This window comes from Sorangium sp. KYC3313, assembly GCF_052075895.1.
Taxonomy (GTDB): domain Bacteria; phylum Myxococcota_A; class Polyangia; order Polyangiales; family Polyangiaceae; genus Sorangium; species Sorangium cellulosum_B.
In genome coordinates, this window is the sequence record NZ_CP197255.1 from 349,999 (window position 1) to 374,602 (window position 24,604).

At 70.0% G+C, this 24,604-nt stretch carries 27 protein-coding genes, 1 tRNA gene and 1 pseudogene; 8 read left to right on the top strand and 21 right to left on the bottom strand.

The window, feature by feature from the left end; translation table 11 throughout:
* Positions 1-52 precede the first annotated feature (52 nt).
* Positions 53-1,573 (bottom strand): RNA polymerase factor sigma-54, encoded by a 1,521-nt coding sequence (rpoN, locus tag ACSRUE_RS01390; protein ID WP_437762299.1) that lies wholly within the window; start codon positions 1,571-1,573, stop codon positions 53-55.
* A gap of 343 nt (positions 1,574-1,916) precedes the next feature.
* On the opposite strand from rpoN, the gene ACSRUE_RS01395 reads away from it, so the two are divergent.
* Entirely contained in the window at positions 1,917-2,678 is a 762-nt protein-coding gene (locus ACSRUE_RS01395; RefSeq protein ID WP_441289447.1) for a Crp/Fnr family transcriptional regulator, read from the top strand.
* On the opposite strand, the gene ACSRUE_RS01400 is transcribed toward ACSRUE_RS01395, so the two are convergent.
* Positions 2,632-3,252: a response regulator gene (locus ACSRUE_RS01400; RefSeq protein WP_441289448.1), complete on the bottom strand. Its 621-nt coding sequence runs from the start codon at positions 3,250-3,252 to the stop codon at positions 2,632-2,634. The genes ACSRUE_RS01395 and ACSRUE_RS01400 overlap by 47 nt on opposite strands.
* A 543-nt stretch (positions 3,253-3,795) precedes the next feature.
* Between ACSRUE_RS01400 and ACSRUE_RS01405 the strand changes: the two genes are divergently transcribed.
* Positions 3,796-3,880: transfer RNA gene (locus ACSRUE_RS01405), tRNA-Leu, on the top strand.
* 214 nt (positions 3,881-4,094) lie between these two features.
* Here the strand turns inward: ACSRUE_RS01405 and ACSRUE_RS01410 are convergent.
* Positions 4,095-4,652 (bottom strand): annotated as a pseudogene (locus ACSRUE_RS01410) (tyrosine-type recombinase/integrase); the annotation flags it as partial.
* On the opposite strand from ACSRUE_RS01410, the gene ACSRUE_RS01415 reads away from it, so the two are divergent.
* Positions 4,564-4,782 (top strand): hypothetical protein, encoded by a 219-nt coding sequence (locus tag ACSRUE_RS01415; RefSeq protein WP_441289449.1) that lies wholly within the window; start codon positions 4,564-4,566, stop codon positions 4,780-4,782. The pseudogene ACSRUE_RS01410 and the gene ACSRUE_RS01415 overlap by 89 nt on opposite strands.
* Positions 4,783-5,239: 457 nt before the next feature.
* On the opposite strand, the gene ACSRUE_RS01420 is transcribed toward ACSRUE_RS01415, so the two are convergent.
* The 3 genes from ACSRUE_RS01420 to ACSRUE_RS01430 form a co-directional block, all read right to left on the bottom strand.
* The gene (locus ACSRUE_RS01420) at positions 5,240-5,659 is read right to left on the bottom strand and encodes a DUF6166 domain-containing protein (RefSeq protein ID WP_441289450.1); all 420 of its coding nucleotides are present in this window, start codon (positions 5,657-5,659) and stop codon (positions 5,240-5,242) included.
* The gene (locus ACSRUE_RS01425) at positions 5,656-6,426 is read right to left on the bottom strand and encodes a hypothetical protein (protein WP_441289451.1); all 771 of its coding nucleotides are present in this window, start codon (positions 6,424-6,426) and stop codon (positions 5,656-5,658) included. The genes ACSRUE_RS01420 and ACSRUE_RS01425 overlap by 4 nt, the downstream gene beginning before the upstream one ends.
* A gap of 83 nt (positions 6,427-6,509) precedes the next feature.
* Positions 6,510-6,758 (bottom strand): hypothetical protein, encoded by a 249-nt coding sequence (locus ACSRUE_RS01430; protein WP_441289452.1) that lies wholly within the window; start codon positions 6,756-6,758, stop codon positions 6,510-6,512.
* Between the two features lie 272 nt (positions 6,759-7,030).
* On the opposite strand from ACSRUE_RS01430, the gene ACSRUE_RS01435 reads away from it, so the two are divergent.
* From ACSRUE_RS01435 to ACSRUE_RS01445, 3 genes are all read left to right on the top strand, one after another.
* Positions 7,031-7,768, top strand: coding sequence for a hypothetical protein (locus tag ACSRUE_RS01435; RefSeq protein WP_441289453.1), 738 nt, complete (start codon positions 7,031-7,033; stop codon positions 7,766-7,768).
* A gap of 222 nt (positions 7,769-7,990) precedes the next feature.
* Entirely contained in the window at positions 7,991-8,581 is a 591-nt protein-coding gene (locus ACSRUE_RS01440) for a Uma2 family endonuclease (protein WP_441289454.1), read from the top strand.
* 168 nt (positions 8,582-8,749) lie between these two features.
* On the top strand, positions 8,750-8,872 hold the full coding sequence (locus tag ACSRUE_RS01445; RefSeq protein WP_441289455.1) for a hypothetical protein: 123 nt from the start codon (positions 8,750-8,752) through the stop codon (positions 8,870-8,872).
* Positions 8,873-8,906: 34 nt separating this feature from the next.
* On the opposite strand, the gene ACSRUE_RS01450 is transcribed toward ACSRUE_RS01445, so the two are convergent.
* The 6 genes from ACSRUE_RS01450 to ACSRUE_RS01475 form a co-directional block, all read right to left on the bottom strand.
* Positions 8,907-9,455, bottom strand: a complete 549-nt coding sequence (locus ACSRUE_RS01450; RefSeq protein WP_441289456.1) for a hypothetical protein — start codon at positions 9,453-9,455, stop codon at positions 8,907-8,909.
* Between the two features lie 6 nt (positions 9,456-9,461).
* Positions 9,462-9,770, bottom strand: a complete 309-nt coding sequence (locus ACSRUE_RS01455) for a hypothetical protein (protein ID WP_441289457.1) — start codon at positions 9,768-9,770, stop codon at positions 9,462-9,464.
* Positions 9,770-11,083: a hypothetical protein gene (locus ACSRUE_RS01460; protein WP_441289458.1), complete on the bottom strand. Its 1,314-nt coding sequence runs from the start codon at positions 11,081-11,083 to the stop codon at positions 9,770-9,772. Before ACSRUE_RS01460 ends, ACSRUE_RS01455 begins: the two co-directional genes overlap by 1 nt.
* 14 nt (positions 11,084-11,097) lie before the next feature.
* Positions 11,098-11,928, bottom strand: coding sequence for a hypothetical protein (locus ACSRUE_RS01465; protein WP_441289459.1), 831 nt, complete (start codon positions 11,926-11,928; stop codon positions 11,098-11,100).
* Positions 11,919-12,323 carry a hypothetical protein gene (locus ACSRUE_RS01470; RefSeq protein WP_441289460.1) on the bottom strand — a complete coding sequence of 135 codons (405 nt, stop codon included), beginning with the start codon at positions 12,321-12,323 and terminating at the stop codon, positions 11,919-11,921. Before ACSRUE_RS01470 ends, ACSRUE_RS01465 begins: the two co-directional genes overlap by 10 nt.
* 211 nt (positions 12,324-12,534) lie before the next feature.
* Complete coding sequence (locus ACSRUE_RS01475; protein WP_441289461.1) at positions 12,535-12,747, bottom strand: hypothetical protein; 213 nt, start codon at positions 12,745-12,747, stop codon at positions 12,535-12,537.
* A 142-nt stretch (positions 12,748-12,889) separates the two neighbouring features.
* Between ACSRUE_RS01475 and ACSRUE_RS01480 the strand changes: the two genes are divergently transcribed.
* A complete protein-coding gene (locus tag ACSRUE_RS01480; protein ID WP_441289462.1) occupies positions 12,890-13,138 on the top strand; it encodes a helix-turn-helix domain-containing protein in 249 nt (82 codons plus the stop codon).
* A 91-nt stretch (positions 13,139-13,229) separates the two neighbouring features.
* On the opposite strand, the gene ACSRUE_RS01485 is transcribed toward ACSRUE_RS01480, so the two are convergent.
* The 9 genes from ACSRUE_RS01485 to ACSRUE_RS01525 all read right to left on the bottom strand — a co-directional run bounded on the left by ACSRUE_RS01485 (position 13,230) and on the right by ACSRUE_RS01525 (position 20,958).
* Positions 13,230-13,427 carry a hypothetical protein gene (locus tag ACSRUE_RS01485; RefSeq protein ID WP_441289463.1) on the bottom strand — a complete coding sequence of 66 codons (198 nt, stop codon included), beginning with the start codon at positions 13,425-13,427 and terminating at the stop codon, positions 13,230-13,232.
* A gap of 62 nt (positions 13,428-13,489) precedes the next feature.
* Complete coding sequence (locus tag ACSRUE_RS01490; RefSeq protein WP_441289464.1) at positions 13,490-13,750, bottom strand: hypothetical protein; 261 nt, start codon at positions 13,748-13,750, stop codon at positions 13,490-13,492.
* The gene (locus ACSRUE_RS01495) at positions 13,747-14,469 is read right to left on the bottom strand and encodes a hypothetical protein (RefSeq protein WP_441289465.1); all 723 of its coding nucleotides are present in this window, start codon (positions 14,467-14,469) and stop codon (positions 13,747-13,749) included. The genes ACSRUE_RS01490 and ACSRUE_RS01495 overlap by 4 nt, the downstream gene beginning before the upstream one ends.
* 1,796 nt (positions 14,470-16,265) lie before the next feature.
* The gene (locus ACSRUE_RS01500) at positions 16,266-17,963 is read right to left on the bottom strand and encodes an AAA family ATPase (protein WP_441289466.1); all 1,698 of its coding nucleotides are present in this window, start codon (positions 17,961-17,963) and stop codon (positions 16,266-16,268) included.
* Complete coding sequence (locus ACSRUE_RS01505) at positions 17,960-18,412, bottom strand: hypothetical protein (protein ID WP_441289467.1); 453 nt, start codon at positions 18,410-18,412, stop codon at positions 17,960-17,962. The genes ACSRUE_RS01500 and ACSRUE_RS01505 overlap by 4 nt, the downstream gene beginning before the upstream one ends.
* Positions 18,412-18,777 carry a hypothetical protein gene (locus tag ACSRUE_RS01510; RefSeq protein ID WP_441289468.1) on the bottom strand — a complete coding sequence of 122 codons (366 nt, stop codon included), beginning with the start codon at positions 18,775-18,777 and terminating at the stop codon, positions 18,412-18,414. The genes ACSRUE_RS01505 and ACSRUE_RS01510 overlap by 1 nt, the downstream gene beginning before the upstream one ends.
* The gene (locus ACSRUE_RS01515; RefSeq protein ID WP_441289469.1) at positions 18,774-19,160 is read right to left on the bottom strand and encodes a helix-turn-helix domain-containing protein; all 387 of its coding nucleotides are present in this window, start codon (positions 19,158-19,160) and stop codon (positions 18,774-18,776) included. Before ACSRUE_RS01515 ends, ACSRUE_RS01510 begins: the two co-directional genes overlap by 4 nt.
* Positions 19,161-19,709: 549 nt before the next feature.
* Positions 19,710-20,603, bottom strand: coding sequence for a hypothetical protein (locus ACSRUE_RS01520; protein WP_441289470.1), 894 nt, complete (start codon positions 20,601-20,603; stop codon positions 19,710-19,712).
* A 7-nt stretch (positions 20,604-20,610) separates the two neighbouring features.
* Positions 20,611-20,958: a hypothetical protein gene (locus tag ACSRUE_RS01525; protein ID WP_441289471.1), complete on the bottom strand. Its 348-nt coding sequence runs from the start codon at positions 20,956-20,958 to the stop codon at positions 20,611-20,613.
* A gap of 513 nt (positions 20,959-21,471) precedes the next feature.
* On the opposite strand from ACSRUE_RS01525, the gene secA reads away from it, so the two are divergent.
* A complete protein-coding gene (gene secA / locus ACSRUE_RS01530; RefSeq protein WP_441289472.1) occupies positions 21,472-24,507 on the top strand; it encodes a preprotein translocase subunit SecA in 3,036 nt (1,011 codons plus the stop codon).
* Positions 24,508-24,604: the final 97 nt, after the last annotated feature.

Below are 24,604 nucleotides of genomic sequence, written 5' to 3' on the forward strand. Positions count from 1 at the left end.
CGTGAGGATCGGCGTGGCAGAGGGGCGGGCGACCGCGGCCGGCCGCCGCGGCTCAGAACATCTTCTTGCGCTTCGACGAGCTCAGGATGCCGAGCATCTCGCGGTACTTGGCCACGGTGCGGCGGGCGATCTTGATGCCGTCCGTCTCCTCGAGGATCTTGACGATCGCCTGGTCGCTGTAGGGATTCGACTTGTCCTCGGCCACGATGATCTTCTTGATCGCCTGCTTGACGCTCTCCGAGGCGATGTCTTCGTCGGCGACCCTGTGGATGGATGAGTTGAAGAAGTACTTCAGCTCGAAGAGCCCCTGGGGCGTGTGCACGTACTTGTTCGACGTCACGCGGGAGATGGTGGACTCGTGCATGCCCACCGACTCGGCGACGTCCCTGAGGATCATGGGCTTCAGGTAGCCCACGCCGCGCTCCAGGAACTCGCGCTGCTTCTCGACGATGCACTCGGTCACCTTGATGATCGTGCGCCGCCGCTGCTCGATGGCCCGGATCAGCCACTGCGCGCTCCGGAGCTTCTCGCTGATGAACTCCTTCGCCTTCGGGTCCCTGAGCATCCGCTGGGCGAGGTTCTCGTTGATGTAGAGCCGCTGGAGCCCCTTGTCGTTGTCGGTGACGACGAACTGGGTGCCGTCCTTGATGACGTAAACGTCCGGGGTGATGGCGATGGTCTTCTCGTCGACCTCGGCGAAGTTGCGCGCCGGCACGCTCTCCAGCTTCTGGATCTCCTGGACCGCGTCGTAGACGTCCTCCAGCGGGATCTTCAGCGCCTTCGCGATCGCAGGGAAGTTGCGCCGCTCCACGTTGTGGAGGTGGTCCCTGATGATGGCCATCTCGATGTCGTCGAAGCCGAGCACCTCCGCCTGCACCCGCAGGCACTCCGACAGGTCGCGGGCCGCGACCCCGACCGGATCGAAGCGCTGGATCATCGACAGCACCTCCTCGGCGTCCTCGGGGTGGAGCTCCGCCTCCCGCGCCAGATCCACGAGGCTGAGGTCGGGCCCCTTCGTGCCGTCCGGACGTTCGCCCCCCTTGAGGTCGAGGTACCCCTTCTCGTCGAGGTTGCCGATGACGAGCAGCGCGAACTGCCGCTCGTTCTCGACGAAATCGCTCATCTGGAGCTGCCAGAGCAGGTGGTCGCGCAGGTTCGACGGCTTGGTCAGGTTCTGGTCGATCGGCGGCAGCTCTTCGAAGCCGCCCCGGTGCGCGGGCATGGCCTGCTGGAGCTGCCTGTTCTCCAGGAACTGCTCCCAGTCCACTTCCTTGACCCGCTTCTCCGTCTCGCGCGCCGCGATGTCGGTGTCTCGGTCGAACCGCTCGCCGTTCTCGAGCCGCTGCTCCGTCGGCAGGTCAGCGTTCCTCCCCCGCTGATCCCCCTTGTCGCCGTCCCGCGCCTTCGGGTCGGTCATGTCGTCCGCGAGGACAGGGTTGCCGTCCAGCTCCTTCCTGATCTCGTCGACCAGCTCGAGCCGCGAGAGCTGCAGCAGCCGGATGGCCTGCACCAGCTGCGGGGTCATCACAAGCTGCTGCGACAGCTTGAACTGGAGCTTCATCTCCATGCCCATGAGGAGCTCCTTCTCTCAGTTCGCCGCCAGCGCCACCCGCCGAACGGGGGCCGGGGCATTGCGCGAGGTTCGTGCCATCGAGTGTCTCATTGGTGGCCTCACCCCCAACGTAGCATCGAACGGGGCAGCGGCCCGGGTCTTGCTTTCACGTCTGCACCAAAAAATAGCGCAAGGCTTGCATCGTATGCCGCTGAACATGGTTTCAGCCTTCGCCGCGGTAGATTTTTCGCCCCGCGCGGAGCTCTGCCCCCAGCCAGTTCGGATTGGCCCCCATCTGCCGATCGTTGCACTATCGGCCGACGATCGGGAGGCTTGAAATCCCGAAAGGTTGGGCGAAGGCGCGATGGGAAAGCCGAAGGTGCGCGGACCTACGCACGGGCGCGGGATGGAGGTGGAGGGCGTGCGCGGCGGGGCTTCGCAGGATCTCGAGAAGGAGCGGATCCTGTCTCGCTCTCCCCTCGCCTCGCTGGCCTCACCGAGCCGGCGGGTGCTGTTCGAGCTCGGCCGGGTCGAGCGGCTCGCGCGCAGGCAGTGCGTTTGCCAGCAGGGCGCGCCGCCGAGGCACCTGTTCCTGATCGGTGCGGGTCGCGTGAAGGTCGAGCGCGTCGCCGACGGTCGGGTGGTCCCGCTCGGGCACCGCGGGCCTGGCGATCTCGTCGGCGAGGGCGCGCTCGCGGGCGCGACGGTCTCCTCCGAGGGCGCGACGGTGCTCGACGAGGGGAACGCGCTCGTGGTGCCGCTCGCCGGCCTCGAGCGGCAGCTCGCCTCCGACGCAGCGCTCCGCGGCGCGCTCGCGGCGGCGCTCGTGGCGCGCAAGCTCGAGACCGAGGCGCGCCTCGGCTCCCTGCTCCTCTGCACGGTCGAAGCGCGCCTGATCGAGTTCCTCCGCGCCGCCGCGCGGCGATGGGGGCAGCCCCACGCCGCCGGCCAGCTCGTGTCGGCCCCGTTCACGCACGCGGACATCGCGCTGCTGATCGGGTCCACCCGCGAGACGGTCACCCTGCTGCTGGGCAAGCTGAAGCGCGCCGGCCTGATCGCGTTCGAGCGGCGGCGGATCGTCATCCGGGATGGCGAGCACCTCGAGGTGCTCGCCGCGACGGCCTGAGCGTCCGCCCGGCGGGGCCGCTGCGCGACCTGCGCTGGAGCCGGTACACCGCGGCGCCGTTCGGCTCGATGAAGGTGCGCCGCTCGGCGGGGTGGCCCTCCACGCCTTCTACACCCGCCGCAGCGCCAGGCGCGCTCGGGCGGCTCCCCTCCAGGTCGGCGCGTTCACCCTGGACCAGACGGAGGCGAGGAAAGATCCCGGACTGCGTGGATGGCCGGGGGCTGAGGTCGACGAAGATCGTGCTGAGCAGCCGGCCGAAGGCGTACGGCTTGAGCAGGACCTCGCTGACGTCGTCCGTGCCGTCGCACGAGACCGGCTCGTCGGCGCAGAAGATGACCCGCCGGGGCATCGTGCCCTCGCGCCGCAGGCGGCCCAGGATCTCCCGGGCGCCTTTCGTTCCGTGGGCGAGATCGATCAGCGCGACGTCGTAGACGCGCTCGCGGGAGAGGGAGATCGCTTCCTCCAGGGTCGCGGCCGGGCTGACGAGCGCGCCGCGGTTGCAGAGGAGGAGCGCCGTGGCCCTCCGGAGGACATGGTCCTGATCGAGGAGGAGAACGTTCGGTTGGTACGTCATCGGGTATCCCTGCGGCTTGCAGTCGAATTGCGCCGCATCGACGAGGACGGCGACGAGCGCGCCCCTCCGTCGTTCAGCGGCGGCATCCGCGTCCGCGGACGGTCCCCCCTTCGCAACGCACGTGCCGAAGGCGAGGCGCCGCCGCCGCCTGGGCCTCGTTTCCCCTGTTCTCGGCGGCAACGCGCTCGTTCGAGCGTCGCTGCCGGTGAGGCTGCCCCGCCGACCCCGGGGCCGGCGCTGTGCCCATTTCGCGCTCCCTCCGCGGCGCTTCTCCGCCCCGACGAAGAGCGCCCCCCCACCCTGTCGGCTTGCCCACCGCGTCGCTGGCCGTCGGTGGGCGGTTCGTGCGCACGGGCCAGCCCAGGTTTGCGACCCCTCCAAGCCGGCGCGGTGCGCCGATCCGCCGGTTGCTCCATGCTCGACGTACCGCGGGCCACATGTCCAGGCCGCTCGCGCTGCCCCGTCCTGACGCGTTCGGCGCAACGCAGCAAACTGATTTTCCCGCTTGATGAGGCTGGCGTAGGGTGCCACAAGCGTCCGCGCGCACGAGTGGCGGAATTGGTATACGCACCGGTTTTAGGTTCCGGCGCCGGGAGGCTTGGGGGTTCGAGTCCCCCCTCGTGCACCACGCGGTGATTGCCGCTGTTTCGCGCTGGACCGCTCGAGGCGCTCTCCCCCTCTCCGCCCTTTCCCGCGCCCTTTCCGCCGCCGCTGGGTGAGAGCTCCGGGATAGCCGTGTCGAGGGGCGCGAGCTGCCCCAAGCCGAGCTCCGAGAAGGTGCGCGCCGCCCTCCGGTAGCGGTTGATCATGATCGAGCTGCGGTGTCCGGTCCGGTCTGCGATCCACGTCTCGGAGCGTCCGTTGGCCAGGTTCACGGTGACAAAGCAGGATCTCGCGTCGTGGATCCTGATGGGCTGGCGCGTGTCGCTCCGCTCGAACAGCTCCACGCGGTCGACGCCCGCGGTGCGCAGGTGACCACGGAAGCGCTCCGCACCGCGGTCCACGTTGATGGCCCTGCCCACCGTGTCGATGAACACGAGCGCGTCGGCCGGCGGGTTGCCCCGGAGCGCGCGCCACGCGCGGAGGGCGCGCACGACGTCAGGCCCGAGACCCCACGCGCGGGCCTCATCCGTCTTTGTGTGGTCCAGCCGGATCGCGCCGCGATCGAGGTCGAGATCGCCGAACGTCAACCCGGCGGCCTCGCTCGCCCGGAGGCCTTCGCGGTTCAGGAACCCGTACAGCACGCGGAAGCACAGCGGGACCGCCCGGCAGGCCAGTAGGCGCCCGTCCTCGTCGGGGTACAGGTAGGTCATGGCCTTCGCCGCGCCGAGCTTCGGGAGGAAACCGCGTGGAATCGGGCTCGCGGTGATGAGCCGCGCCGGGAAGACGGCGAGCGACATCACGCGCCCGATCAGCTGCGCGACGTGCCGCCGCGTGTTCGCGGCCCTGGCGCTCGGGAGCGAGCGCATCACCCGTTCCGCGTCGTCCAGCTGGAACGACCCGACCGGGACAGCGCCAGCGATCGGGTAGACGTGCGCCTCGAGGCGGTAGACGTCGTCCGAGACGCTGCGCTTGCGCCGGACGTGGTCGGGATAGCGCTTCGCCAGCTCCCCCGAGGTCCAGCACGTGGCGAAGGCCTGAAACGACATCGAGGGCGACAGGGAGAGCCCTGCCGGGCCCACCGCGGGGAGATCCCCCGGGTGAGCTCGGCAGACCATCTCGACCGCCTCCACGACCGCGGTGAGGGCCTTTCCTTCGCGCTGCGCGGCGCGCTCGAGAAGCCCCCGCGCGACGTCCTGGGCAACGTGCGGCGCGGCCCGCAGCTTCGCCGCGAGAGCGGCGAGGACGTCCTTGCGGGCGATCGCCTGCTGCTCCGTGGTGCAGGTCGGGAGGGCGATGTTCGGGCGGAGCTTCTCCCCGAGCTTCACCCGCGCGTACCAGCGCCCCGCGCTGAAGTAGACGTTCCCCGTCGCCTTCCTCGGCATGGTCAGCTCCTCCACCCCGCGGCGCGCGCGTGCGCCCGCACCTCGCTCCTCGTCAGGGACCACCCGCCGTTGGCCGGCAGCAGCGCCGTCACGAGCACGCAGAAGCCCCACCCGAACCGCCGAGCTGCCTCCGGTCCGATCGCGTCGACCAGGAGCGCGCTCGCCAGCTCGAGCGGGCCCGTCCCGAAGTAACCCCAACCGAGCGCCACAGGGGCCCCGTCCACGTCACGAGCGGGCAGGAGCTCGGCACGCTCCCCGCTGCGCTTGATGACCAGCAGCCCGTGTTCACCGCTCCGCACCCCGTAGTATGCGACGGGCGCGGGGCTCGGCTGCCCGATCGGACGGGGCAGCGACGGCGGTTTGCTCGAGGTGAGCCTCGACGTCGTGCGCTGGCGCAGCGGGGCGGCACACGCGCGGCTCACGAGCGGCCTCCCTTGCGAGCCGCGAGGATGCGCCCGTACAGGGTCCGGACGACCCGCGCGCGCTGGCTCAACACGTACAGCCCCATGTCGATCTCGGGGGTCATGTCGCCTTCCGGATCTCGCAAGGCCGACACGAGGAGCATCGCGTCCCGCTCGATGCTCTGGAGGATGCCGTGCACGGGGTCAGCTTCGCCCGCGAAGAGGCATGGGATCAGGTCAACGAGCTCCGCGTCCCATACGTCCTTGGTCGGCTCGCACTTGAAGCCGATCGCGCGCAGGTGCTCCGCCGCAGGTTCGCACGGGCGCCGAGCAGGCCCGCGGTCGTCGTGCCCACCGGGAGGTGAGGGCGGCGAAGGGGGCGCGCTGCCATCGCCACGGGCGGCGCCATCCACCTGCCCCGATGCCGCGCTGCTCGCCGCGCGCACGGCATCCGAGAACGCCAGCGCCGCGCGCTGGTAGGCCAGCTGGAAGCGCTCCTCGTCGCGCTCGAGCATGAACACCAGCGTCCCGAGGACGAGCCGCGCCAGCGCTGCCGGCCCGCTCCCGCCCTCGCGAGCGCCGAACCGCTCCGCGAGCTCCAGGGCGCCGCGCAGCACCTTGTTGATCGTGCTCCGCACGCTCGGCCGATCGGCGGAGGTGGCGCGCGTCGCCTTGCCGGGCGAGGCCGGGCGCGGCTTGCCGGCGGGGCGCTTCGAGGCCTGCCGGCGGGTCGGGGTGATCTTCGTCGTCTTCTTGGCGCCGCGCGCGGCGCGATGTACGGAAGCCATGGGTCGCTCCTGGTCATGCAGGGGTCGATCAAGGGCCGTTCGGGAGGGTCCAATCTCCCGGGCGGCCCGCTCTACTTCGCGGGCTACTTCTTCGGCTTGCGGGCCGCTGCGGGCTTCTCCTTCGACGGCGAGAGCTTCGAGGCCTCGGGTGCGTCGGGTTGGCCGTCGGGGTCGGGGTGCTCCTCGGAGCCGCGGACCGCGATCCCGTGCTCGCGGGCGAGCTTCGCCACGGCGACCCGCACAGCGGCGGCATCGGTGCGCGCGCCGAGCTTCGGGCGCAGCTTGCGCACCACCTCTCTGAGCTCGTCGCTCATGGGGACGGTCATGTTCACGACAGTAGCGTTACGCAGTGCTACGCAGTCGTCAACGCCCGGTGCGTCTCGGGCGTGTCGATTCTGGAGCCGACGGACTACGCTGTGTGCGCCGCTGTGCGTCTTCCGCGGCGCGTCCGGAGCGACGTGTCATTGAATGCCGCTCAGGGGGCGCGTGGGGCGGCGAGGGCGGTTCATCGGGACCTTGACGGCGGACACGGGGGCTTGCTCTCCTGCTCTTCCTGAAAGGGGGCGCAGTGAGTTACGCGTTCTGGTCTCTCGTGAATCAAGGCGTGCAGATCGGCCTGGCGAGTCAGCAGCTCAACGTTGCGCGTGCGCAGGCTTCACAGCTACTCGCCATCAACAACCAATTAGCCTACCAGCAAGCCGTTCAGCAGCAGCAGGCGATACTCAATCAGGTTATCTTCGAGACGGAGCAGGCTGCCGCGTACCTCTCGGATATGACCTCAAGAGACCCGTTTGCAGCTGGCATCCTGAGCTGCATCCGACTCCGCAACGTGCAGGGCATCGACGCGAGTTTCTTTCACGCTCTCGACGCCAAACGCTCCTGGACCCACGCGACCGGACGCCTCGCGTCAAATTGGCAATGGGTGGACGGACATCCCCAGCTCGGCGATCCGGCGCGCCGGTTCGTTCAGTCGTTCGGAGATCTCATGCGCTGGAGAGAGGTCCTCGGACCGGACCCGCAGGGTGAAATGAGCCGGCGCGAAGCGCAGGCGAAGAAAGACGACACGTCGTTCAAGGTGACGCTCTGGATAACCGGAGCCGGACCAGTGGCATTTATAGGTGGCGCGCTCGCCCATGTGTCGTTGATAAGTATCGCCGGAGTGTTGCTCTTGTTAGGCGGCGCAATAAAGATGCTTAGTGACTATGGCGCTAAGCTCAAGTCGGGCAAGGCGGCGGCGGAGTACAGACAGCAGCTCGATCAGTTCAACGCGTTCATGTCGAACCCGGACGGTGGCGGCTTCCTTGGCAGTGTGGCCAGCAAGCATCCGCAACTTGCGGCCTGATGGCTCCACCGGGCAGCGTGCTTGCACCCTGCCGGTGCGCGGCGGCTACTCCTACGGGCGCGGCCACGGCCGCGGCGAGCTCGTGGTGGGGCGAGCTCCCCGCCGGGCTCGGGGTGGAGCCCAGGGCGGCGACGTCGCGGGGGGGGGGCGCTCGCTACGCGACGCCCTGGCGAAGTTCCTCGCCACCTTGCCCCGGCGCCCGCCCCCGTGCAGGCTTCGCCCATGGGCCAGCCCGCCGAGAAGCAGCGCCGCGCCAACTACGCCGACCTCGAAGCCGTCCCGCCGAACAAGGTGGCGGAGCTCGTCGGGGGCGTGCTGCACGTGATGCCGCGGCCAGCGCCGCGCCACGCGAACGCCAGTTCCGGCCTGATCGGGGAGGTCCGCGGCCCGTTCCAAGGCGGCCGCGGCGGCCCTGGGGGGTGGTGGATCCTGAACGAGCCCGAGCTGCACTTCCCGGACCCAGCGGCGCCCGGCGAGGTCGACGTGCTCGTTCCGGACGTCGCCGGCTGGCGCCGCGAACGCATGCCGGAGCTCCCTGAGACGGCCTACTTCTCCCTCTCGCCCGACTGGGTCTGCGAGGTGCTGAGCCCGTCCACGGAGAAGGTCGATCGGAACGACAAGATGCCGATCTACGCGCGAGAGGGCGTGCAGACGGCGTGGCTCGTCGACCCCATCGAGAGGACGCTCGAGGTCTACTCGCTCGTCCCGCATCGGGGCTGGGCCGCTGTTGGGACGCACCGCGGGGCGGCGCGGGTTCGTGTCGCTCCATTTCAGGCCATTGAGCTCGATCTCTCGGTGCTCTGGGCGACGTGACCTGCAGCCGCGCTGACCCGGGCGCTCCGCCCGCGGCGAGGGTGAGGAGTGGCGCTGCGTCGTGGTAGCTTCGCTGCATGATCCTCCCGCCCAAGGACGCAGAGATCCTTGATCCGCCCTACCCCGGCGTGACAGACGAGCCCCGTCTCTCCGCGTCACGGCGTCGAGATGACCGTCTCCGACCCGCGCCCTGACGTCGCGAGCATCGAGCCGCCGGACCCGCTCGTGCACGCGCTCGTGCACGCGCTCGGGCTCGCCCTGGCGGTCGCAGTCGTGGCTCTGCGTCGCTGAGCACTTCGGCCGGCGAGCCGGTGAAAGTCGGCGCTCAGCTGTACTGGGCGACGGCGATCCAGTCGTTCGCGGCGGAGATCTGAACCATCATCTCGAGCTCCAGCGCGCGCACCGAAAGGCTGTAGCTTCGACTATACGGGTGAGCTTCCGTGCCGAGAAAGCTCATGTACCATGAGGTCCCCCCGTTCGGGTTGCCGCTTAAGTACACGACGACGACATTAGCCCTGTTGGCACTCAACGTGCGCTTCAGGATATTGTCGGCCGCCGTCCGGAGCGCGCTGTCACAGCGTGCCAGGATCGCGGCGTTCGAGTAGAGGTCGACCGGCAGCGCTGGCCCAGCCGTGCCCACAAGGCTCTCCGCGTACCGGCATGTTCTGTCAGCCTCCTCGTGCGCGGCCGTGACGAGCGCCGCGAACGCGTCTTTGGCCGCGCTGACCTGGACCGAGAAGCGCGCGTCGTACTCCTGGCCCAGGCGATACAGGGTGCCGCGGATCCCCTTCCCGATCTCCTTCGTCGGCCCGGTGGCGGTGGTGATCTCCGCGTCGAGGGCGGCGATGGTCGGGGCCCAGTCGATGGCTGCCATGTGCTTTCAGTTCGGGCGAGAGCCCGTCTCCTCGAGTCGCGTGAGCTCAGCGCGGGCCTCATCGAGGCTCGCCGTCGTCTCGCGGTGGCGTCGTCTGGCGACGTGGAGCTGATTGCGGCCGTCGATCACGGCACAAGCAACCCTCTCTGCGGTTATGTCGCCTGATCGCTTCGCCGGGTCGCTGTGCGCCTCCTCAGCCCACCCAAGCCGGACTTCGCGATCCTTCACCTCAGCAGCGGATTCGCGCTCGTCCTGCTCGGCCTTCGCTACAGCCGCGCGCGCGGCGGCGAGCTGCGCCGTGTAATCCGTTCCCATCACGCGGCCGGCGGGTCCGTATCGTTCGACGAGAAGAGCGAGCGGAAGGCGCTCGAGGCGCTCTCGATCAGGGAGGGTTGCGGCTCCGTCGCTTCCATCCTGCGCGTGAAGAACGGATGCCTGGCGTCCTCCGCGTAACGCGGCTTGACCACCTGCTTGCCCCCTTCGTAGCTCACGACGAAACCGCCGGGCGGCGGCGGGATGTAGGTTTCCTCAAAGCGCCTTTGGCGTTCTGCCTCCTGGCGCTCGTAACGGGCCTTCTCCGCCGCGCGCACTTCATCTGTCGTGTGGCTGTTCAGGATCTCGGAGATCCGACTCATCGCGTCCGACACATCGCCATCTCGCCGAGTCTCTTTTGGCTGTTCCATCTGGAAGCGATACGCGCGCTCTACGCGACCGAAAGGCGTGCTGATGCCGGCCAGATGTCCGACGTCCTGATAGTGACCGTTCCAGTCCCTTACCGCCTCGGGCAGCGCGAGGAACTGCGCGTGCCGTACGTGGCAGACCTTGTGGAAGTCATCGATCGGCTTGATGTCGGCCCCGAGCTCCTGCGCGTGCTTCGCGGCGGCGCGGGCGTCCTCCACCGCGGCCTCGACGTCGGCGAGGCTCTTCCGGATGAGCTGCTCCCCGGCGATGACGAGCTCGACGCTCGGCATGAACCGCAACTTGGCGGCGGCGAGGGATGCCCGTTCGGCCAGGGCGTCTCGCTGCTCGCAGGCGCGCCGCTCGGCACGGGCGCGGAGCTCCTCGGCGCGGTCTGGCGCGATGGCCATCACCTTGGCCTCGAGCTCGGCCAGCTCCGCCGCGCTGGCGTCGAGGGCGGCGCACGCGGCCTCGTGCTCGGCCTGGGCCTGGTGCTGGCGCTCCTCGGCTCGACGGATGGCCTCGCGGAGCTCCCGCGCGGGATGTGCGGCGATGCGCTCGGCGCTGGCGCTCCGCTCGGCCTCGAGGGCGGCGTGGTGGCGCTGCTCCAGCTCCGCGAGCTGTGCCTCGAGCCGGGCGCGCTCCGCCGCGTGCTCGGCCTGGGCGAGGGCTTCGCGGGCCTGCTGCTCGCGGCGCACCGCCCGGTCCGCCTGGAGCTTCGCCAGGTCGCGGGAGTTCCGTGCGTCGATCACGGCGGCGCCGTTCGCGTCGATCGGGTCCTCGTCGAAGGCGCCTTCGACCTTCGAAAGCTGCGCCTCGCGCTCGGCCAGGCGCGCGCTCGTCTCCGCGGTGTCGCGCTCCGCAGCGGCCAGCACCGCGCGGGCGCGGTCGACCTCAGCGTCCGCCTCGCTCGGCCGCGCCTCTCCGAAGTTCAGAATCGCCCCCAACATCGATCGAATGCTCATCATGACCTCCCGCCCGCGCTGCGGAGCTCGCCCGGGGTGGGCGCGTGGAAGACCCGCACGCCGCGGATCGGGTCGACGTCGTCGTAACCGACCTTGCCGTCCGATGCGGGACGGATGCCGAGGAGGCGGTCGATCTTCTCCGCGTCCTCCTGCGGGATGCTCCCGCTCTGGTGCCCTCCGGCGTTGATGAAGCTCTGCACCACGCTGAGCGACTCTTTGAGAGCCCACGAACGGAGCTCGCCAGGGAACATCTGCGGATAGGCGTCCACGAGCAGGTGCACGGCTGACCGCCCGGCGCCGCTGGTAGTCTTGTTCTTCATCGTGTCTCCAGGGTGCTTCTGCACATCGCCCGCCGACCTCCGGAGGGCTTGAGGGTTGAAAGGGACCGGCGTGCAGCTGATCGCCATGAGCTCGCTGCGCGTGTACTCGATGACCTGCCGGCCATCGTGCTCGACGGTCCTGCGCTCGATCGGATTGAAGCGCACCGAGAACCCGCGGAGCACGCCGCGGCGGTACTTCTCCCAGACCTGCTGATCGAACTCGGTCGCGTCGTCGAATGCGGCGACGAAGAGAAGCGCCTTCCCCTCGACGCGCACGTTCTCGCAGAGGCCGATCGGAAGCGCCCCGTCGTCGTTCCCCCAGAGCAGCACCGGGTTGGCGATGAAGCGGGTCAAGTCCCAGTTGGCGCGCAGGATCGTGCCGTGGGCGTCGAGCGACTCAGTCGAGGCGACCGCCGAGATCCGCCGCTCCGCTTCGTTGACCGAGCGAACCTGAGCCGCCCGGAACAGCGGACCTTCCCCGCTGCGGGGCCTCCCTGCCGTCATCGGCATGGCGTCGAGGCCTCCCGCCTCAGCGCGCGAGCGCGCGCCTGCGTCGGCGTCATGCTCGGCATCTTCCTGGCGCCGCGCTCGGGGGGACCGAATCCAGCTCGCGCCAGCGCCGGCGGCTCCACGCCGAGCACGCCGCAGCCGAGGGCGCGGTCGACCTCCACGTCCGCTGCGCTCGCGCGCACGTCGGACGAGCGGGGCGACGCGAGGGCCCGCGCCGCAGCACGGGCGCGCGCCTGCGTCGGCGTCATCGCGCGGAGCTGCCGCATGCCTCGCTCCGGCGGGCCGAACCCGGCGAAGGTCGGCGGAGCGGACGCCAAGCCGAGGGCGCGGTCGACCTCAGCGTCTGCCTCGAGCTGCGTCGACGTGCCCCCGCTCGAGGGCTTCCAGAGCCTCATTGACCTCATCGGGCGCCCCGTGCGGCCCGCTTGGCGGGCGCGCGCTTCGCGACGGCGCCGGAGCTCGGAGGCTTCCGCGGGGCGGTCGGCCGTTCGGTCTTCTGGCGCGTGGTGGTCCGCGCCGCGGCGCGATCGGTATCTCGCTTGCCCTTCTGCTGCGTGGCCACGCTGACCGCTTTGGCTCTCTTCGTCGACATGATGTGTTCTCCCTTCATGGCGCCGCGGCGCGCGCCTCGCTCGGATTCGAGCGCTGCACAACCGGCTCGCTCCGCTGCTCTTGCTCCATGACATCGAGCCACCTGGAGAGCGCTTCGCGGGTTACCGCGCTGAACGAGCGCATCCTATTCCCCGCAGCTCGGCGCTGGTTGACGCGCTTCTCGAGCTCCTCGTCGAGGTACACCGTGATGCCGCGCCTGTTGTTCATAGGTGCCGAATCTATGAGATGCGCAAAGGGCGCTTTCAAGCGATGTGCCTGATATGATGTGAAAAGATGCCATCGCGACACCGCATGACGTCTCATGAGTGCACATGGCGACTCGTGCGCGCGGGACACCGCTCCACGTGGCATGCTCGCCTCACCGGTGAACTTCCAGCGGACGCGCGGCGCGGTGCTCTTGTCTCAGCTCGGCCTGGACCAGGCGGAGATCGCCCGCCGGTGCGGCGTGTCTCAGTCCGCGGTGTCGCACTGGACGACAGGGCGCGCCATCCCTCGGGACGGCCAGAAGATGAGGCTTCGGGACGCCTACCGGATTCCGATCGCGGCGTGGTTCGAGCCGGCCACAGGCGACCCGTCGAGGCCTTCACGGGCGGCGTAGCGGGGCTCCCCGCGAGCACGAGGCGCGGCGCGACGGCGGCCCCTTCCCGGCCCGGGACGGCGGCGAGGGAGGCGGGGCGCCGGCGTGGCGTTCACCGCGGCGGCGGGCGGTCCTGGGAGCTGCGCGGGGCGGACTCCGCCGCGATGCTCTCGTCGGCGGCGCGCACACCGTCGACGAAGAACCTCGCCTGCGCGGGGTCGTCCAGGTCCAGGCCGAACCGGCGCAGCGTCGCGCGGTCGCGGGGCGGCACGGCGCGGAGGATCTCAGCGGCAGAGCGGCGACGGTGCACGGCGCGAGCGTACCCCATCCACCGGGCGCGGTGCCGTGGCACGCGGCGTGGGTCGGGTCGAGCTACGGCTCGAGCGCGCGCAGCAGCTCATCGGCCAGCCGCGGCGGCGAGGGGAAGGTGGCGAGGGCGAGCGCGATCGTGCGCCCCTCAACAGCAAGCAGCCGCTGGTGCGCGGCAGCCACGGCGACGGTCATCGTGCCGGCGAGCACGGCGCCCTGGAGCGCGCGGAGCTCCCCCGCGACGGCGCCGAGCCGGGCACGGAGCTCGGCCGGGGTCGCGACGGGCGGCCCCTCCACGGGCGTGGCGCCGAGCACGGGCGTCACGCTGCGCTCCCGCGGAGCGCCTCTGTCACCCTGGCGCGGCAGCCCTCACAGCCGCGCGTCACAGAGAGCACGAGCGCGTGCAGGGCCTCGACTTCCTCGACTGTGGCCGTGCCCGCCGCCGTGATCGCACCGGTCACAGCGCGCTGCTCGCGCTCGAGCATCCGAGCCATCACCTCGCCGGCGGCCACCTTCACGGCCCCGGAGGCGATGCTCCGCCGCAGCTGCTGGAGCTCGCCGGGGATCTGGCGAGCTCGCGCCTGGAGCTCCGGCAGCGTCGCCGGGGGCGGCATGGGCTCGTCCTCGACCTCGACGGCCGGCGCGGCCGGGGGCGACGTCGTCGCGGTCGGGTGCCCGGCCGGTGCTACCGCAGCACGCGCAGGGGCCTGCGGCGGGGCGCGGCGAGGGCGGGGCGTTCGGGAGGGCGGCAGGGCCTCCCCTGGCGGCGCAGCGCCACGGCGGCCCCGTCCTGCCCCGGCAGCGGCCCGCGGCGAGGGAGGGCGGGGCGGCGAGGCAGCCATGGTGTCCCAGGCAGCGGCCTCCACCCCGGTGCGCTCCTCGAGCCAGGCCGGGCCGAGGTCGCCATCACCCCGCGGCGTCTGGGCGCCCCCGATCCAGCGCGACAGGGTCGACGCGGCCACGCCGAGCTCGCGAGCGGCGGCGCGGACACCGCCGCGGGCGGCTGCCCATGCCTCGAGCTGCACCGATCCAGCGGACCGCACGCCTCGAGTCTAGCAGGCGTTCCCGATACTGGTACCTCGCTGGTAGCAGTTACAGCGCGCGGCGAAGGGCGGAGATGGCGCAGCGGTCCATCGGGAACACGTGAGGTGGACCGTTCCCGTTCCCCGGTGGACCACCGCAGGCGTTCCCGGATCCACAGCCCGAAGCGGTCTCGCATGAGGAGCGGGACCCCTGGGCCTCGGACCCCCTGGATACTGTTACAGGGGGGCTGCACAGGCAGGGCACGGCATCAACCGGCCCGGGTTGACCATCAACCAGACCTCGAGCGCTGGTGAAGGCCGCTGGTGAACCTGTGATCCGGCTGTGAACGCCGCGATAACACGCCCATCACAGGCCCATAACAGCGCGCATAACCAGGGCCGCCCGTGAGGCCTGCATTAACCCAGCGCCGGGCGCGGCGGAGGAAAGCAGCCTGCCCTGGGTGCTGGTTGTTCACCCAGATTTTGCTCGCGCAAACCTTGCGCGGAAAAGTCAGGACCCCTGGGCCCGGACGAGCCCTATAACTGTTGTGAGACACCATACAGTCGAGGGGACCTGCCCATGTCACCAGTAGTCACCACGTCACCAGGCGCTTCTCTGCAACCCAACACCTCCTATAAATCACCCAACCCTATAGCCTTATACACACGTACTCGTACTGGTGACACTGGTGACAGGTATAGAAGGATGCGTGATTTCAGCGACTTGCGCGTGTCACCAGTAGTGTCACCAGTAGGCGTCGGTACTGGTGACGCTGGTGACGCACCCACTCGCCGCTCTCTCGACAGAGCTCCGAGAGACGCTTGCAGCTGCGGCGCTCCGCAGGGCAGCGAGGGCGTGCGCTGCCCAGGGCGAGCGCGACCGGCGACGCCGGCAGGGCGCGCACCGGCGACCGGGGGCGAGAGCGAGCTCGTGCTCGACGGCGCCGGCGACGCGACACCGGCACCTCGTGCCCCACCGCGAGCCCAGGCGACCGGCGGCACCGCCATGCCCAGGGCGATCGGCTCGACGGGGGCGGCACCGCCACGCCCCACCGGGGGGCGATCAACGACCCACCGCGCGCTCGTGCCCAGGGCGGCGGCGAGGGCGGCGAGCCCATCTGTGCCACGTTGAGCCATCGCGCACGCCGGGCGCGCTTCGGTCGTAGCACACCTCGCGTGCCATGACGCAAAGCGGCGGCAATAATTCAGCTCAAAGCGAAAATCATTGACATGAATCTTACAGAGACCCGGGTTGAACGCGCTCGCTGAACACTGAAACCTTCAGTTTCCCGCAAAAGAAGGCGCGCCTTTGTCGGTCCCTTCCACCCACAATAAAAAAACGCATCTCGCTGGGCAGGCAACTTTGACAATCGTTGACAACGCGGTCGGCTTTGCGTCGCGTTGCGTCGTTGCTCTGACTCGATGCGTCGCGTTGGCCTGGTGCTGCTTGCTCCGCCGGGGGTCCAGCCTGGCCCCTACGCCGCGATCGCCAGGCGCACCCGTTCGAGCCTGCCTCCCCTCGCTGCCCGCCCGGCTTGGCCCGTCCCGCTCCACGCGACCTGTCCCGCTCCACGTTACCCCGTCCCGCTGCCCGTCCCCCCTTAAGGGGGGGACGGGCGGACGGGGTAACGGTGGCTAGTCCCGGACGGGCCTGGGACGACCTGGGACGACCTGGGACGAGCCATGGTGATGGCCGGTCAGCCATCCCCTGGCGTGGCGTCCTGGCAGCCGTGCCTCCTCCATCGAGACGTCGAGGCGAGCGCAGGGGAGCGGCGAGGAGGCTACCCACCAGGAGGGGCCCTCTGGCTCGAGCTCGATCAGACGTCGGACGGATGGCCGATCGTCGGCGCAGCGGTGGGCGGTTGGCGGCGCTCGCCAGGTTCCGCGCCGTCGCTCCCCGCGTACGCCCACAGGCGCGACTTGCCCCCGCCCCTGCCGGCCCGCTCCGGCCGATCCAGGACCAGGCCTTCCGCGATGAGCTCGTCCACGGCGGCGGACACGTTGGCGCGGCGCGCCCCGAGCTTCTCCGCGAGCACGGCTCTGCCCGCGATCGGGCGGCCCGCACGCGTCTCCTCTAGGATCAGCTTCAACACCTTCGCCTTGATGGCCTCGAGCTTGTCCCCTGGCTGCTCGGGCGGCCCCTTGGCCTGCTCCTCGGTCCGGTACTCGACGCGCACACCGGCGAGCGGGTTCTCTCCCTCCGCGATGTCGACGAAGCGCAGGTAGAACGGCTCGAGGCGCATCCCGTCGCCCTCGGCGCTCGCCTTGCTCATCTCGACGCGGCGGCGAGGGTCCGCGGCCGCAGGAGCGCTCTGCTTGGCCGTCGCCGGCCCGGAGCGCCACACCTTGCCCTGCCCCTTGCACCCGAAGCAGACGCCGCCCTCGACGCTCTCGTACTGCGGGAGTGAGCCGCTCCCGCCGCACTTCGGGCAGTCGATCGCGACCTCCTCTTGCTGCGCGCCCCCGGCGCCCTTCTCGTCGCCGTCGCCGTCGAGGCACAGGTTCAGGACCGACCCGCTCGCGTCGAAGATGGCCGAGCTGCCCCGGCCGAGCTCCCGCGCGTCGCGCTTCTGCCCCGAGGACTTGCCCGCGTGGTGGACCACCAGGAACGCGCAGCCGGTCGCCTGCGAGACGCGCGTCATGATGTCGATCGCATCGCGGATCGCGCTGTCGTTCTCGTCCAGCCCACGGCAGGCCACCCGCAGCGAGTCGATGATGCAGAGGTCCACGCCGTGGACCGCGCGCTTGAACTCGGCCTCTGCGTTCTTCGACGTCAGATAGATCTGCGGAAAGCACAGGAGGCTCAGGTTCCGCTGGACGCGCTCGAGCTCCTCGGCGCCGAGCCCCATCCCTCGCACGATCTTCTGGTAGCGGCGGCGCGTGGCGTAGTCGCCCTGTTCGTAGTCGAGGTGCAGCACGCGCACGTCCCGCGAGCGGGGCGGCCCCCAGAACCACCCGAACAGCGGGCGCCCGGCGGCGAGGGACACGGCCGCGCTCTGGCAGACGATCGTCTTGCCGCTCCCCGCCGCGGCGATGATCATCGCTGGGCGCCCGGCGCACCACTGGAGATCCTTCACGAGCCAGAGCTGCTCGGGCAGCGGCTCGAGGATCGCCGCCCCCGTCTTCGGACGAACGCCCAGCACGAGATCGCGCGCGGCCTCTGCCTTCTCGGCCCGGGCGATGAGCTGCCCGACCTTCGCCAGCACCCGCGCGTCCCTACGCGCGTCGCCGTCGAGCCCGTCGGAGCATCGCTCCAGCAGGAGCCGCTCCGCGTCGTGCAGGTGCGCGGCCGTCTGCTCCTCGGGGCGATCGGCCGCGTTGTCGTTCGCGGGGGCGCGCGGGGCGATAACGCCGCGCTCGATCGCCAGCGCCGTCCAGCGCTCGCGCGTCTCGGTAGCGAGGGCGGCGCGCTCGGCCGGCGCCGCCAGGCGCCAACGCTCCACCGCGCGGACGAGCGACAGCAGCGCTTCGTTCGGCGAGGGCGGGCCCTGGGGTTGGTCTTGCTCCGCGCTCACGCGGCCCCCCTCGCGACGGTGTTGATCGGCCTCTCGGGCCAGAAGATCGCGCCCGTCTGGAAGGTCTCGAGGCGAGACACGGCGAGCGTGCGCACCATCCCCGATGCGACCGGCCTGCGGAGGGCGGCAGCGACGTCCGGGTGTCCCTTCGCCGCGATGGCGGCGGCGAAGCGCTCGATCGCCTCGAACGACACGATGATGCCGGCCCCCGTGTCAGCGCCGACCACGACGAGGGAGCCCCGCTCCGCGGCCGCAGGTTGGTAGCGTGTGAGCGCGTCGTGGATCGCAGCGTGGGCGGCCTCGTGCTCCGGGCCCGCGGGTTCACCGAAGCGAGCCCACGACGGCACGGGCGGCAAGGGCCAGCGCACGAGGTAGGATCGCCCGGCATGGCCTGCGGCCGCCCGCTGCGCCTGCCGGCGCTCGACCCGCGCGCGTGAAGAGCGGGACATCAGGCCATCCCTCCACACGCGTTGACCGGCTGCGACAGCTCCGGCCACCGCGCGACCGCCGTCGAGAAGGTGCCGTCGGGCGCGACCGCGACGACACGAACGCCACCGGCCGGAACCGGCGCGTCGAGGGCCTGCGCGGTCTCCTCCTCGCCCGCGCGCCGCAGGTGCGCCACGAGAGCAGGCCTCGAGGCGAACGTGAACTCAGGTCCCCTCGGGCCGGCGCGCCCGACCACGAGGATCGAGCGCACGTCTTCCGGGGGCGGCCCGAGCTCCGCGAGGAAGGCCCGCAGGCTGGCGAGGATGCGCCCGATCTGGCCCTCGACGCCCTCCACTGCGCCCCGCTCGGCTGCTCGCCCGCGGCTCATCGTCGCCCCCGCAGGGCGGGCAGGTTCATCTCCGCCAAGACGCCCGCGGCGTCCGTCGGCAGGCCTTCCGCGTCGTTCGCGGCGACCGGCGCAGGCCGACGGCGCTTCGCCTCGAGATAGGCGAGGACATCCGAGCGTCGGAAGCGCCAGCCGAGCCGAGGGCCAAGCTTCATCGCCGCGATCTCGCCCTTCCTGGCCAGCCGAATCGCGGTTTCCCGCGACGTACCGAGGAGCGCGGCGGCGCCCTCCGCGTCGAGTACGGGATCGTCCTCGGCTTGCTCGGCCTGCTGCATCTCGCGGAAGGCCACCTGAACGATCTCGACCACGAACGATACGAGCGCCGCGCCAGGCCCTTGGGGGTTGCTTGCGAGCGTGGCCAGCACGCGCGCGCTGATATCCTCGCCGCCCTTGCCCCTGGGCGCCCCCTTCTCCTTGATGCCTCCGCCCCTGCTCGGCGCGGATGCTGCGTCCACCTTCAGCATGCACGTCCCCTTGCGGCGCGGATCCGGCCGCTTCTGAGCCGCGCGCCATGTCCTGCCCGGCGCTCCGCCCGGTTCAACTCTTCCGCCTACGCCGCGCTCGCCGGCGGCCGCTCGGGATCTCCACCCTGCCCCACCGCGGGAGCGGCGAGGCGCGTCGCGACCAGCTCGGCCGTTCCTCGGCGGACCGGCAGGCCTGCGAGAACACGGCCGAGCGACTGACGACTGATGCCCAGGCGATCCAGTACCCTCGGCTCTCCGATCTCTTCGATGAGAGCCATGGTCCGCTGTCTCAGGACCTCGGGCGTTACCACCGTCCCCGTTCGCTTTGCTGCATCACCCATGAGCCAATGGTGTGCCTGCGCGAACGCAGCGTCGACCAACTACCTAACGCGGATGACCGTTAGACGAGCCTCCACGCGCGTCTAACACGCGCCGGTGTTAGACGCGCCCTTATCCTTCGGGCTCTCCCGAGGCGGGCCCCTTGCGTCGCCGTCTGTCTCGAGAAGCCTTCATGCGTTCCGGCGCCTCGAACGTGTTCCAAACCGTCTTTTTCGACACGCCAGCGGCGCGCAGAGCGCGCATCGCGATCTCCTTCGGGTCGCTGAGATCGACGGGGTCCGGACCGAACTCGCGCCCCATCGCCCGCACCACGCCGTCCTCACCTGCCGCACCGATCCCAGGGAAGACGCGAGCGCCACGCAGCACCATCCACCCTATCCTCACATGGGTCTCGACAGGCTCAATCATCGAGTCTGGCTCGCTGTCCCTGGCCCGTTCAATTGCGGCAACGAGCCAGCGCGCAAACTCTCCACGAGTAACGACGTCCGTCGTTGCGTAATCGAAGTTCCATTCGGCGTTAGCTCTCAAGTACTCGACAGCGCGCACGTGCAGGTCCTTGAGTACCTTCTCATCTCCCCTATCGAGCGCCATCTGCATGGCCCACAGTATCTCGTGAACGGTTATCTGTGGTTCGACGGGCAGACGATCCGCGCTCGGAGATCCGGCTGCATGTGCAAGCTCTATGAGCTTAGAAACAAGAGCCTTTACCGACAGCACCTCTGCTACTCTGTCCGCCCTGGGAGAGCGGAGCCTGCGAAAGTCGCGGCAAGGTGCGAGCAGCGCGTCGTCGGGATCTTCGATGTCGCTCCGAACCGTTGCCGGTGCCTCGCGCTCTCTCACGAGCCGGCGCTTGCCGGCCTTGACGTTCGCCCTTATCCTGCTGACCACGTGAACCTCGCTCGTTCGCGTCGCAGGCCGGGAGGGTTGCCGCCCTCGCCGGCCCTTCACTTGCCAGGCTACCGCGGCGGCGAGCGGCAGGGCGACCACGACAATCGCGCTTGACATCGCGCGCTCATTGTGCGCCTCGCTTCCCACGCCCGCGGAGCGGGACGACCCGCGCACCGCTCTCCTCGTCCGCCGGCGGCGCGCCCCCGAGCGCACGGCCGAGCGCCGCGTGGAGGGCGCGGGCGGTGTCAAGGTCTCCGTGCGCGGCCGCCGTCCGGATCGCGCCGGTGATCTGCTCCAGCAGGCTGGCGTGCGACCCGCCCGGGGCGGCTGCCCGCTCGGGTGCGGTCGGCTCGAGCCTGGGCGGCGGGACGACCGCGACGGGCGTCGCCCCGTGCTCGGTCCGGCTGCGCTCGTCCGTCATGCGCGGCGAGGGCCGGGTGGGCGGCGAGGGCGGCGCGGTGACCTCGGCCACCTCTCCGGGTTCTGGCGAAAGGGCGGACGGCGGCCCAGAAGAGGCGGACGGATGCGCCGCGGGGGCTGCTCGGACGGTCAGCCCCGCGAGCTCCACGGCCGAAACCGGGGCATCGGGCCCCTTCGCGTCTGTCCGGTCGGTTTTAGGTTCCGGCGCCGGGAGGCTTGGGGGTTCGAGTCCCCCCTCGTGCACCACGGCTTGACGCCTGGAGGACTCGAGCACCTCGCGGCGTGACGCGCCGCCCCAGAGCGGCTCCCTGGTGGCCCGGGACGGTCATGGTCCGCTGGGCGCGCGGCGCGGGGGCGAGCGTTCGCCCCCGCGGATCCCCCGCGCGGATCCGACGACGAACGGGTGACGGGGGCCCGGGCTGCGGAGCCTCGGGCGGATCGCGTCGGCGGCGTCGCCGACCGCGTGGTCCTGGAATTGCGCGACGCCCGCGGCGCGACTACGTTCGCGTTCCTCGGCCGGACCCTCTCCTCTCACCTCACCGCCGCGGAGCCAAGGCACGTAAAGATGTTCACTTGGGCGATGAAGAAGATTTTCGGCACCTCGCACGAGCGTGCCATCCGCCGCATGAGACCCCGGGTCGAGGCGATCGGCAGGATGGAGCCGGAGCTGCAGAAGCTCTCGGACGCCCAGCTCCGAGCAAAGACGGCGGAGTTCAAGGAGAAGCTCGCCAACGGGGCGACGCTGGACGACATCCTGGTCCCGGCGTTCGCGGTCTGCCGCGAGGCGTCGAAGCGCGCGCTCAAGATGCGCCATTACGACGTGCAGCTCATCGGCGGCATGGTGCTCCACAACGGCTGCATCGCCGAGATGCGCACCGGCGAGGGCAAGACCCTGGTCGCGACGCTCCCCTGCTATCTGAACGCCCTCGAGGGCAAGGGCGTCCACGTCGTCACGGTGAACGATTACCTGGCGCGGCGCGACGCCGAGTGGATGGGCAAGCTGTACGGCTTCCTCGGCCTGTCGACGGGCGTGGTCGTCAACCAGCAGGGCGACGCCGAGAAGCGCGACGCGTACCGCTGCGACATCACGTACGGCCAGAACAACGAGTTCGGCTTCGACTACCTGCGCGACAACATGAAGTTCTCGGCGCTCGAGTACGCGCAGCGCCCGCTGCACTACGCGATCGTCGACGAGGTCGACTCCATCCTCATCGACGAGGCGCGGACTCCGCTCATCATCAGCGGGCAGGGGGAGCGCTCGAGCGACAAGTACCGCACGATCAACGAGGTGATCCCCCAGCTCCGGAACGAGGAGCATTACACCGTCGATGAGAAGGCGCACTCGGTGACGCTGACCGACGAGGGCGTGGAGACGGCAGAGCGGCTGCTCGCCTCGCTCCAGGTGCTCAAGGGCACGAACCTCTATGATCCGGTGAACCTCGAGACGCTGCACATCCTGAACCAGTGCTTGCGCGCGCACACGCTCTACAAGCGCGACGTCAACTACATGGTACGCGACGGCAAGGTGCTCATCATCGATGAGTTCACCGGCCGCGTCCTCGCGGGGCGCCGGTGGTCGGACGGCCTGCATCAGGCCGTCGAGGCGAAGGAGAACGTCCGGATCCAGGAGGAGAGCCGGACGATGGCGACGATCACCTTCCAGAACCTCTTCCGGCTGTACAAGAAGCTCTCCGGGATGACCGGCACCGCGGACACGGAAGCGGCGGAGTTCCACAGCACGTACAAGCTCGACTGCGTCATCATCCCCACGAACAAGCCGGTGGTCCGCGTCGATTACGAGGATCTCGTCTACAAGACCGAGAAGGAGAAGTTCACCGCGGTCATCAACGAGATCCTCGAGAAGCACGAGCTCGGCCAGCCGATCCTGGTGGGCACGACGAGCGTCGAGAAGAGCACCGCGATCAGCCGGATCCTGACGAAGCGGGGCGTGAAGCACAACGTGCTGAACGCGAAGCACCACGAGAACGAGGCCTACGTGGTCGCGCAGGCGGGCCGCAAAGGGGCCATCACGGTCTCGACGAACATGGCGGGTCGCGGGACGGACATCATCCTGGGCGGCAACGCGGAGATGCTCGCCAAGCTCAAGTTCAAGGAGCAGAACCGCCAGCCCGAGGCGGAGCCCGATGCGTTCGAGGCTCTGGTCGAGGAGCTCAAGAAGGAGTGCACCGCGGAGGGCGACGAGATCCGCGAGATCGGCGGGCTGTACATCCTGGGCACCGAGCGGCACGAGTCGCGCCGCATCGACAACCAGCTGCGCGGCCGCGCCGGCCGCCAGGGCGACCCCGGGACGTCGAAGTTCTACCTGTCCCTCGAGGACGACCTCATGCGCATCTTCGCCGGAGATCGGGTGAAGAACCTGATGGAGCGGATGGGCATGCCCGACGACGAGCCCATCGAGCACCCGTGGGTGACGAAGAGCGTCGAGAACGCCCAGAAGAAGGTCGAGGAGCGCAACTTCGACATCCGCAAGAACCTGCTCGAGTACGACGACGTCATGAGCGCGCAGCGCAAGACGATCTACGACATGCGCCAGTCGCTGCTCGTCGGCCGTTACTCTCCCGAGATCATCGACGAGGAGGGGAAGCCGACGGGCGAGAAGCGGGCGATCAAGCCGCTCGCGTCCATCGTCGAGCTGGTCCGCCCGGACGTCGGCTACCTGCTCGGCATGTTCGCGAACGACCCGGTGATGCCGCTCGACGCGGACGGCAACCGGCGCGAGATCGTGCGAAAGGACTTCGAGAAGACGGAGCGGTTCGTCGAGCTCGAGAACATGCAGCGCGAGATCTACACGCGCTGGGGCGTGAAGATCGAGCTCGAGACGCGCGCCGACAAGGCCCTCGAGATCTACGACGAGTGCTCCGAGCTCATGCCCCTGGCGCTCACGGAGCAGCGCGAGCGGCTGCTCGATCTGATGGACCGGATCATCGGCGCGATGGTCGAGGAGTCTTGCCCGGCCCGCAAGCCGCCGGAGGACTGGGACTGGGGCGGCATCTTCCAGGGCTTCCGCGAGCACTTCGGCGTCGAGCTGCCGGACGACGTCGCGCACATCGGCGACCAGGAGACGCTGGCGCGGGAGCTCTACGAGCGCGCCGAGAAGGCGTACGAGAAGCGCGAGGAGGAGATCGGCGTCGAGCTGTCGCTGCGCATCTTCCGCCACCTCTACCTGGAGGAGCTCGACAAGGCCTGGGTCGACCACCTGACCGACATGGACCACCTCCGCGACGGCATCGGTCTGCGCGGCTACGGGCAGAAGGACCCGAAGCAGGAGTACAAGAAGGAGGGCTACAACATGTTCGTCAACATGGTGGCCCGCGTCTCCTCGAACGTGGTCACGAAGCTCTTCAGCGTGAACGTCAGGCGCGCCGAGCAGGAAGAAGCGCAGATCGAGGCTGCGGATCGCGAGCGGCACGCCGCGGCGCTGCTCGACGCGGTCGCGCAGCACGACGAGTCCCTCCCGATCGGCGCGAACCCCGCCCCGGCGCTCCCGCAGCCTGCGGTCATGCAGGAGCAGGAGTGCCCCTGCGGCAGCGGCAAGCCGTTCAACAAGTGCCATGGCGGTGAGGACGAGGCGACGGCCTGAGCCGGCGTCCCCTGCCCGCTCCGCCTGGCAGCCAAAACGAGGCAGCGAGGGCCCCTGTCAGGCCCTTGCTCCTCCGCATCTGACCCCCGCATGAACA

Coding starts and splice junctions, on each gene's coding strand:
- rpoN (WP_437762299.1), bottom strand. CDS start 1,573: ATGGGCATGGAGATGAAGCTCCAGTTCAAGCTGTCGCAGCAGCTTGTG.
- ACSRUE_RS01395 (WP_441289447.1), top strand. CDS start 1,917: ATGGGAAAGCCGAAGGTGCGCGGACCTACGCACGGGCGCGGGATGGAG.
- ACSRUE_RS01400 (WP_441289448.1), bottom strand. CDS start 3,252: ATGACGTACCAACCGAACGTTCTCCTCCTCGATCAGGACCATGTCCTC.
- ACSRUE_RS01415 (WP_441289449.1), top strand. CDS start 4,564: ATGGCCTTCGCCGCGCCGAGCTTCGGGAGGAAACCGCGTGGAATCGGG.
- ACSRUE_RS01425 (WP_441289451.1), bottom strand. CDS start 6,426: ATGGCTTCCGTACATCGCGCCGCGCGCGGCGCCAAGAAGACGACGAAG.
- ACSRUE_RS01440 (WP_441289454.1), top strand. CDS start 7,991: ATGGGCCAGCCCGCCGAGAAGCAGCGCCGCGCCAACTACGCCGACCTC.
- ACSRUE_RS01445 (WP_441289455.1), top strand. CDS start 8,750: ATGACCGTCTCCGACCCGCGCCCTGACGTCGCGAGCATCGAGCCGCCG.
- ACSRUE_RS01450 (WP_441289456.1), bottom strand. CDS start 9,455: ATGGCAGCCATCGACTGGGCCCCGACCATCGCCGCCCTCGACGCGGAG.
- ACSRUE_RS01455 (WP_441289457.1), bottom strand. CDS start 9,770: ATGGGAACGGATTACACGGCGCAGCTCGCCGCCGCGCGCGCGGCTGTA.
- ACSRUE_RS01460 (WP_441289458.1), bottom strand. CDS start 11,083: ATGTTGGGGGCGATTCTGAACTTCGGAGAGGCGCGGCCGAGCGAGGCG.
- ACSRUE_RS01465 (WP_441289459.1), bottom strand. CDS start 11,928: ATGCCGATGACGGCAGGGAGGCCCCGCAGCGGGGAAGGTCCGCTGTTC.
- ACSRUE_RS01470 (WP_441289460.1), bottom strand. CDS start 12,323: ATGAGGCTCTGGAAGCCCTCGAGCGGGGGCACGTCGACGCAGCTCGAG.
- ACSRUE_RS01475 (WP_441289461.1), bottom strand. CDS start 12,747: ATGAACAACAGGCGCGGCATCACGGTGTACCTCGACGAGGAGCTCGAG.
- ACSRUE_RS01480 (WP_441289462.1), top strand. CDS start 12,890: ATGCTCGCCTCACCGGTGAACTTCCAGCGGACGCGCGGCGCGGTGCTC.
- ACSRUE_RS01505 (WP_441289467.1), bottom strand. CDS start 18,412: ATGTCCCGCTCTTCACGCGCGCGGGTCGAGCGCCGGCAGGCGCAGCGG.
- ACSRUE_RS01510 (WP_441289468.1), bottom strand. CDS start 18,777: ATGAGCCGCGGGCGAGCAGCCGAGCGGGGCGCAGTGGAGGGCGTCGAG.
- ACSRUE_RS01520 (WP_441289470.1), bottom strand. CDS start 20,603: ATGTCAAGCGCGATTGTCGTGGTCGCCCTGCCGCTCGCCGCCGCGGTA.
- secA (WP_441289472.1), top strand. CDS start 21,472: ATGTTCACTTGGGCGATGAAGAAGATTTTCGGCACCTCGCACGAGCGT.